Source organism: Pseudokineococcus marinus, assembly GCF_013004605.1.
In the GTDB taxonomy this organism is placed as follows: Bacteria; Actinomycetota; Actinomycetes; order Actinomycetales; family Quadrisphaeraceae; genus Pseudokineococcus; species Pseudokineococcus marinus.
The window spans coordinates 1-7349 of the sequence record NZ_JABEMA010000154.1 but is presented as its reverse complement, the minus strand read 5'-3'; the positions used below and the strand labels follow the sequence as shown (position 1 = coordinate 7349).

The 7349-nt window shown below is 76.9% G+C and carries 7 protein-coding genes; 2 read left to right on the top strand and 5 right to left on the bottom strand.

What is annotated here, in order from left to right; translation table 11 throughout:
- Positions 1–5 precede the first annotated feature (5 nt).
- The 3 genes from HLB09_RS10545 to HLB09_RS10535 all read right to left on the bottom strand — a co-directional run bounded on the left by HLB09_RS10545 (position 6) and on the right by HLB09_RS10535 (position 3123).
- Positions 6–854 carry an alpha/beta fold hydrolase gene (locus HLB09_RS10545; RefSeq protein ID WP_171203336.1) on the bottom strand — a complete coding sequence of 283 codons (849 nt, stop codon included), beginning with the start codon at positions 852–854 and terminating at the stop codon, positions 6–8.
- A 57-nt stretch (positions 855–911) separates the two neighbouring features.
- Positions 912–1313 (bottom strand): globin, encoded by a 402-nt coding sequence (locus HLB09_RS10540; RefSeq protein WP_298804528.1) that lies wholly within the window; start codon positions 1311–1313, stop codon positions 912–914.
- Between the two features lie 70 nt (positions 1314–1383).
- Positions 1384–3123: an SDR family oxidoreductase gene (locus HLB09_RS10535; RefSeq protein ID WP_171203335.1), complete on the bottom strand. Its 1740-nt coding sequence runs from the start codon at positions 3121–3123 to the stop codon at positions 1384–1386.
- 116 nt (positions 3124–3239) lie between these two features.
- Between HLB09_RS10535 and HLB09_RS10530 the strand changes: the two genes are divergently transcribed.
- Positions 3240–3728: a hypothetical protein gene (locus HLB09_RS10530; RefSeq protein WP_171203334.1), complete on the top strand. Its 489-nt coding sequence runs from the start codon at positions 3240–3242 to the stop codon at positions 3726–3728.
- The gene (locus HLB09_RS10525) at positions 3725–4219 is read left to right on the top strand and encodes a hypothetical protein (protein ID WP_171203333.1); all 495 of its coding nucleotides are present in this window, start codon (positions 3725–3727) and stop codon (positions 4217–4219) included. Before HLB09_RS10530 ends, HLB09_RS10525 begins: the two co-directional genes overlap by 4 nt.
- 45 nt (positions 4220–4264) lie before the next feature.
- Here the strand turns inward: HLB09_RS10525 and HLB09_RS10520 are convergent, their stop codons facing one another.
- Together HLB09_RS10520 and HLB09_RS10515 are read right to left on the bottom strand one after the other, a co-directional pair.
- Complete coding sequence (locus tag HLB09_RS10520) at positions 4265–6478, bottom strand: prolyl oligopeptidase family serine peptidase (protein WP_322790130.1); 2214 nt, start codon at positions 6476–6478, stop codon at positions 4265–4267.
- A 165-nt stretch (positions 6479–6643) separates the two neighbouring features.
- The gene (locus HLB09_RS10515; RefSeq protein ID WP_171203332.1) at positions 6644–7300 is read right to left on the bottom strand and encodes a pyridoxamine 5'-phosphate oxidase family protein; all 657 of its coding nucleotides are present in this window, start codon (positions 7298–7300) and stop codon (positions 6644–6646) included.
- Between the last annotated feature and the right edge of the window lie 49 nt (positions 7301–7349).

The following is a 7349-nucleotide window of genomic DNA, read 5'->3' as shown; positions in this document are numbered from 1 at the left end:
CGGGCTCAGCGCCCGGCCACCGCGAGGATCCGGTCGAGCGCCGCGGGCAGCGCCGCGAGCACGGAGACGTGGCCGTCGGCGGGCCGGGTCCACACCTCCCCCCGCGGGAGCGCGTCGACGAGGCGGCGGCCGTGCGCCGGCGGGACGACGCGGTCGCGGTCGCCGTGGACGCAGAGCACCGGGGGGCGCACGTCGGCGAGGTCGACGCCCCAGTCGCGGGTGAAGGCGACGTCGTCGTCGACGAGCCCGCCCGGCCCCGCCGCACCGGCGCGCTGGGCGTCCGCCCCGAGGTCGGCCCACGGGCCGGCGAGGGCCTCCCAGTCGGCGTCGACGAAGGAGGACGGGTCGAACGCGTCGTGCTCGGCGTGCCGCAGCCGGGCGTCCCGGCCCCGCGCCGCCGCCCGCAGCGCGGCCTCGTCCGCCATGCCGTCGAACCACCAGCGCTCGTCCCGGAAGGGCGCGAGGCCGGCGAGGCTGACGGCGCCGACGACGCGGTCCGCCAGCAGGGCCGCGCACGCGAGGGCGTGGGGCCCGCCGCCGGACGCGCCCACGACGACGAGGCGGCCGAGCCGGAGGGCCTCGGCGACCGCCGCGACGTCCTCCGCCGCGGACGCGACGTCGCGTCCCGGTCGCGGGGTGGAGCCGCCGTAGCCGGGGCGCCCGTAGGAGACGAGGCGCAGCCCGCGCGCCGCCGCGGTCGCCAGCACGGGCTCCAGCAGCGCGCCGGTCTGCGGGGAGCCGTGGTGCCAGACGAGCGTCACGCCGTCACCGCGCCCCGGCGCGCCGGGTGGGCCGCTGTCGTGGACGCGCAGCACCCGGCCGTCCGCGACGTCGACGTCGCGCCCGCTGCTCATGCGCGGAGGCTAGGGCGGGTGACGGCGTCGCGGGCCCGTCCGCCGCGGCCGCAGCGGTCAGCCGTCGAAGGTGTTGAGCATGCTGTGCGCGGCCCGCTCGAGGTAGTCCCAGAGCTCGGCGTGCAGCAGCGGCGGCAGGTCGAGGGAGTCCACCGCCGCCCGCATGTGGAGCAGCCACCGGTCACGGGCCACCGGGCCCACCGCGAAGGGCGCGTGCCGCATGCGCAGGCGGGGGTGGCCTCGCTCCTCGGAGTACGTCGTCGGGCCGCCCCAGTACTGCTCCAGGAACATCCGCAGGCGCACCCGCGCCGCCTCGAGGTCCTCCTCCGGGTACATGGGCCGCAGGACGTCGTCGCCCGCGACGCCGTCGTAGAAGCGGTCGACGAGCGTCACGAAGGTGTCGTGCCCGCCGACGGCGTCGTAGAAGGTGCCCTGGCCGCCCGGTCCCTGGATGCGCACGTGCCCCAGTCTCCCGCACCACCTCGGCCGCCCCCGCCGCACCTGGCCCCGACCGGAGCGGGGACGGCCGTCAGGCGGCGCTCGTCGTCCGTCCCTCCGCAGCCGCCTGGTCGCGCAGGAGCGCACCGGCGTCGGGGTTGCGCCGGTAGGCCTCCTCGGCGGCGCGGGCGACGTTGCGCTGCATGCCGCCGAAGACGACCGCGTGGAAGGGCACGATGCCGGTCCAGTACAGGCGCCCGGGCAGCCCGCGGGGGTGGAAGAGCGCGCGCTGGTGGAAGACGACGGCGTCGTCCGCCACGTCCCGGCCGATGCGCCCGGCCTCCTTGGCCTCGGCGCCGGTCTCCACGGACAGGTCGAGCCACGCCAGCCCGGGCAGGCGCATCTCGGCGCGCAGCCGCACGAGCCGCCCGGGCTCGATGGCCTCGACCCGCCACCAGTCGAGGGCGTCTCCGACCGACAGGTGCAGCGGGTCGCGCCGGCCGCGGCGCAGGCCGGGGCCGCCGAAGACCTGGTCGAGCACCCCGCGCGTCCACCACCCGAGCTGGAAGGAGTACCAGCCGTTGTCGCCGCCGATGCCCTGGAGCACCGCCCACAGGTGCTCGGCCGGCGCGTCGACGGTCGTGCTCCGGTCGTCGACGTAGAGGCGACCGCCCGCCCAGTCGGGGTCGGTGGGCAGGGGCTCGCTGGGCGCGCCGCGCAGGCTCGCCGAGCGCCACGACGTCTCGACCTCGTAGTCGCGGATCCTCGTCAGCGCCAGCCGCACGGACTCGTCGAAGCCGATGAGCCCGCCCTCGGGGTCGGGCACCCACTGCTTGATGTCGTCCTCCTTGCAGACGACGTCGTGCACGAGGCTGCCGATCAGCGGGCGGGCGATCTTCTTCGGGACCGGCGTGACCATGCCCGTCCAGTGCGACGCGAGGCCCGGGGTGAGCACGGGCAGCGGCACGATGATGCGCGGCTTGAGGCCCGCCACCGCGGCGTAGCGCTGCATCATCTGCCGGTAGGTGAGGACGTCGGGGCCACCGATGTCGAAGCCCCGGTTCGTGCCCTCCGGCAGGCGCGCCGCGCCCACGAGGTAGCGCAGGACGTCGCGCACCGCGATGGGCTGGATCGTGGACGTGACCCACTTCGGCGTCACCATCGCCGGCAGCAGGTCGGTGAGGTTGCGCATCATCTCGAACGACGCCGACCCCGAGCCGATGATGACGGCCGCCTTGAGCACGACCGAGTCGACGCCGGAGGCCAGGAAGATGTCGCCGACCTCCTTGCGCGACCCGAGGTGCTCCGAGAGGTGCTCGCCCTCCGGGTACAGACCGCCGAGGTAGACGACGCGCCCGACGCCGACGTCGCGCGCGGCCGTGACGAAGGTGCGCGCGGTGTAGCGGTCGAGCTGCTCGAAGTCCTTGCCGGACCCGAGCGAGTGGATGAGGTAGTAGGCGACGTCGACCCCGCGAAGGGCGTCCTTGACCTGGTCGATGTCGTTGGCGTCCGCGTCGACGAGCTCGACGTCGTCGTACCAGGGCCTGTCCTGCAGGCGGTCCGGGCGCCGCGCCATCGCGCGCACCCGGTAGCCGGCCGTCAGCAGCTGGGGGACCAGCCGCCCGCCGATGTAGCCGGTGACGCCGGTCACGAGGACGAGCGGCGCCTCGCCGTCGCCGCCCTCGGCCGCGACGACGGGGTCGACCGCCGTCGCGTCGGGGGAGACGTCCGCCCCGCGGTTCTCGCTGCCCCCGAGGTCGCCGTCCCCCGGCCCCTGGACGCCCCGCCCGGCCCCGGACGTGCCCGCCGCCTGCTCCGCGCTGCTCGTCATGCCCGCCATGGTCGCCCCGGGACGGGAGGAGCGCGCGGCGGTCGGGGCGTCACCCGGTCGGGTGGCGTCCGGTCCTCGACGCGGCGCCTCCGTGAGCGCGCGCCATGATCACGGTCGTGGCACGGGGGAGGCGGGGCGACGACGACGAGCCGGCCGTCGTCGTCGACCTCGAGGGGCTGCCGCGGGTCTGGCGCACCTCGCAGGCGCGGTGGATGCCATGGCTGTGGGGATCGATGGCGGCGCTCGCTGCCCTGCAGCTGGCTGTCGCCGCGATCTGGGACGTCGAGATGACCAGCTGGCGCGTCGTCCTGCAGGTGGCGCAGGTCGTGGCCGGCCTCGGCGCCGCCGTGTGGGCGTCCCGCCTCGCGGTGCGGTTCGAGTCGACGGGATACCGCCTGGCCAGCACCCGACGGGGCGGCGGGCTGCGGCCGTGGTCCCGCGTCGCTGAGATCCGCCCGCCGAGCCGGTGGCTGCGCTTCGCCGACATCCGGGGCACCCGCGGGGGCGACGTCCCCGTTGCGCTCGTCGGGATGACGGCTGAGCAGGCCGAGGACCTGCAGCGTCGGCTCGTCGAGGCCCGGGCTCGCGTGCAGCAGACGTCGTGACGGACTCGTCCGGCGTGGCGGCCACCCCGCTGCTCGTCGACATCGACGGCCTGCAGCAGCGCATCGACCTGCCGACGACGAGAGGGCAGCGGATCGCCTCGTGGGTCAACGTGGGCCTCGGGGCGGGCTACGTGCTCATGGCGCTCGTCCTCGACGGGCCCCGGGCCGTCTGGCTGGGCTTCGCGTGCGGGTACCTCGTCTTCGGGATCCTCGGGCTCGTTCTCGTGCCCCGCGCCCATCTCCTCCTGACGCCGGCGGGGGTGCGCCATGTCGGTGCCCTCGGCCGCGGGCGTCTCACGCCGTGGTCGGCCGTGGCGGAGGTACGACCGCCGGACACCTTCCACCCGTCCTCCCACCTCCGGGGCCCCGGCGGCCGCTTCGCGGAGACGACGGACCTGCCGGGGCTCGCGGCGGACGACGCCCGCGAGCTGCAGCGCCGCCTCGAGGCGGCGCGGACGGCCGCCGCGGAGGCGGAGCGACCGCAGGCGTGAGGCGCCCGCGTCCCCGGTCGACGCCGGCGAGCTCTCATCGCGGCCTCACGGCACCCGCGCGACGTCCAGCCCGAGGTGGTGGCCCAGGAAGGCGAGCACGTCGGCGGTGAGCCCCGTCGAGCGGCTCAGCGACCGGGCGCCGTGGCCGACGTCGGCCTCGCGGCGCAGGAGGACGGGCGCCTCGTCGACCGGGCGCGACGTCGCCGCCTGCAGCGCGGCGCACGTCTTGCGGGCGTGCAGCGGGTCGACGCGGGAGTCGCCGTCGAAGACGGTGAAGAGGGTCGCCGGGTACGGCTGGTCGGCGCGCACGTGGTGGTACGGGGAGTGCGCCAGCAGCCAGCCCAGCTGCTCGGGGTCCTCGGCGTCGCCGTACTCGCCGGCCCACGTCCGGCCGAGGCCGTGGAGCTGGTAGCGGACCATGTCGAGCAGCGGCGCGGAGCACACGACGGCCGCGTACGACGCGGGGCGCCGGGTCAGGGCCGCCCCGACGAGAAGGCCGCCGTTCGAGCCGCCGTAGATCCCCAGGCGCTCGCGCGTCGTCCACCCGCGGTCGACGAGGGCGTCGGCGGCCGCCTCGAGGTCCTCGTAGACGCGCGGCTTCTCAGGGCCCATGCCGGCGCGGTGCCACTCCTCGCCCTCCTCGCCGCCGCCGCGCAGGCCCGCCTCGGCCCAGACGCCGCCCGAGCGGACCCAGGCGAGCGTCGTCGCGGACCACGTCGGGCGCAGCGAGACGCCGAAGCCGCCGTAGCCGTAGAGGACGAGCGGGGCGGTCGCCAGGGGAGCGCCGGCGTCGTCCAGCGCGTCCGCGCGGGCAGTGACGAGGACCCGCACCGTGGTGCCGTCCGCGCTCGTGACCTCGAGCTGCTGCGTCGTCGTCGGCACGTCGGGCTCGGCGGCGCCGAGCGCCCCGGGTGGGCCCTCGACGACCTCGACCTCGCCCGTGCGCGCGTCGAAGCGGTGCACGTGCGGCAGCGTCGTCGGGTCGGTGAAGGTGAACCACGCCTCGTGACCGCCCTCCGGGCGCGAGACGAGCCCGCTGACGCTGCCCGTGCCGGGCAGGACCACCTCCGCGCGCAGGGCGCCGTCGGCCAGGTCGTGGACGGTCACGCGGCTGACGGCGTGCGTCGTCCACGCCGCCAGCAGCACGGGCGCCTCGCCGAGCTCCGGGCCGTCGAGCACCGTCCAGCCCTCGAGGACGGCGTCGTCGCGCTCGGCGAGCAGGTCCCGCCACCCGTCCGGGCCGGGCTCGTGCGGGTCGGCGACGGCGAGGCGGCCGCGCGGCGCGCCCAGGTCGGTGCCCACGTACAGGCGCCCGTCGCGGCCGACCCGCGCCGAGGTGCTCGCGTCCTCGCCCACGACCACCTCGCGCAGCGGGGGAGCGGCCGCGGCGGCGGAGCCCTCGCCGAGGTCGGCGAGCCAGACGTCGCTGCGCGGGTCCGTGCCGATCGCCGCGGTGACCGACAGCCACCGCCCGTCGCGGGAGACGGAGGCGCCGTAGTAGGTGCGCAGGTCACGCCCCGCGCCGAAGACCTCGACCTCCTCGGACTCCGGGGCGCCGACGGTGTGGAGGACGACGCGCCGGTGGAACTGCTCCTCGCCGTCCGGCACGAGCTCGGGCGCGAGCCGCCGCACGCAGTAGAAGGCGCCCCCGCCGGGGAGCCAGGCCACGGGCGAGTACCGGGCGCGGTCGACCGGCCCGTCGACGACCTCACCGGTCGTCACGTCGAGCACGCGCAGGACGCTCTCCTCCGAGCCGCCCTCGGAGAGCTGGTAGGCCAGGAGTTCCCCCTCGAGGCTCGGCTGCCAGGCGTCGAGCGTCGTCAGCCCGCTCGGGTCGAGGGCGGCCGGGTCGAGCAGGACGCGCTCGACCTCCGCGCCCTCGGCGCCGGGCTCGCGCACGAGCAGGACGGCGTGCTCCCCGCCGGGCTCGCGGCGGGTGGAGAAGCGGCGCTCGCCGCGCCACACCGGGACACCGACGGAGCCCGCCCCGAGCAGCCCGCGCAGCCGCTCCTCGGCCTCGTCGCGGCCGGCCCAGCGGGCACGGTGCTCGGCGAGGAGGGCCTCCTGCGCCGCGGACCAGGCCCGGGCGTCCTCGCCCTCGGCGTCCTCGAGCCAGCGGTAGGGGTCCGCCACCCTCGCGACCGGGTCCGCCGCCGGCAGCGCCTCGACGACGTCGTCGCGCCGGGCCGGCGGGTAGGTCCGGGGGGAGGCCGAGGCCTCGGGGCCGCGCAGGGGCAGGTCGGCGCCGGGAGAGGTCACGAGCGGCACCGTACGGGCGTCCGACGAGCCGTCGCCGCCGGCGTCGTCCGCACAGCGACCTGCACACGGGCCGGTCGCGCAGCGTCACCGCAGGTCAGGCGGGTGCGGTGCACGCCCGTGGTCCGTCGTGCAGGTCGCCGTGCGGGAGTCGCCGCCCTGCGGGGGTCAGGAGCGGTACAGGCCCTGGGCGTAGGAGGGCCCGTAGTAGCGCTCGAGCTCCTCGAGCGAGGCCTCGGGGCGCTCCAGGGCGCGGGCGATGCGGGGGCGGGCGGGGACGGCGTCCGGGTCCCAGGTCTCCGGCTCCCACAGGTGCGAGCGCAGGAAGGCCTTCGAGCAGTGGTGGAAGACCTGCTCCACCTCGACGAGCAGCGCGAGCACGGGCCGGTGGCCCTCGACGACGAGGTCGTCGAACCAGGGGGCGTCGCGCACGAGCCGGGCGCGCCCGTTGACCCGCAGGGTGTCGCCGCGGCCCGGCACGAGGAAGAGGAGGCCGACGTGCGGGTTGGCCAGGACGTTGCGGAAGCCGTCCACCCGCCGGTTGCCCGGGCGCTCGGCCAGGGCGACCGTCCGGTCGTCGAGGACGAGGACGGAGCCCGCCGGGTCGCCCTTCGGGGAGACGTCGCACGTGCCGTCGGCACCGGCGGTCGCGAGCAGCCAGAACGGCGACGCCGCGAGCCAGGCCCGGTCGAGGTCGTGCAGGCGGTCCCGCTCCTTGCGGACGGCGCCCGCTGAGGGCTCACCGACGAGCGCCCTCAGCTCGGCCTCGTCGGCCACGTCGACGACACCTCGCTGGTGCCCCCGCCGGTCCTGCTGCGCGTCCACGGAGGTGATCCTCCACCCGTGACGAGCCGACGGGGCGGTGGTGCGGCCC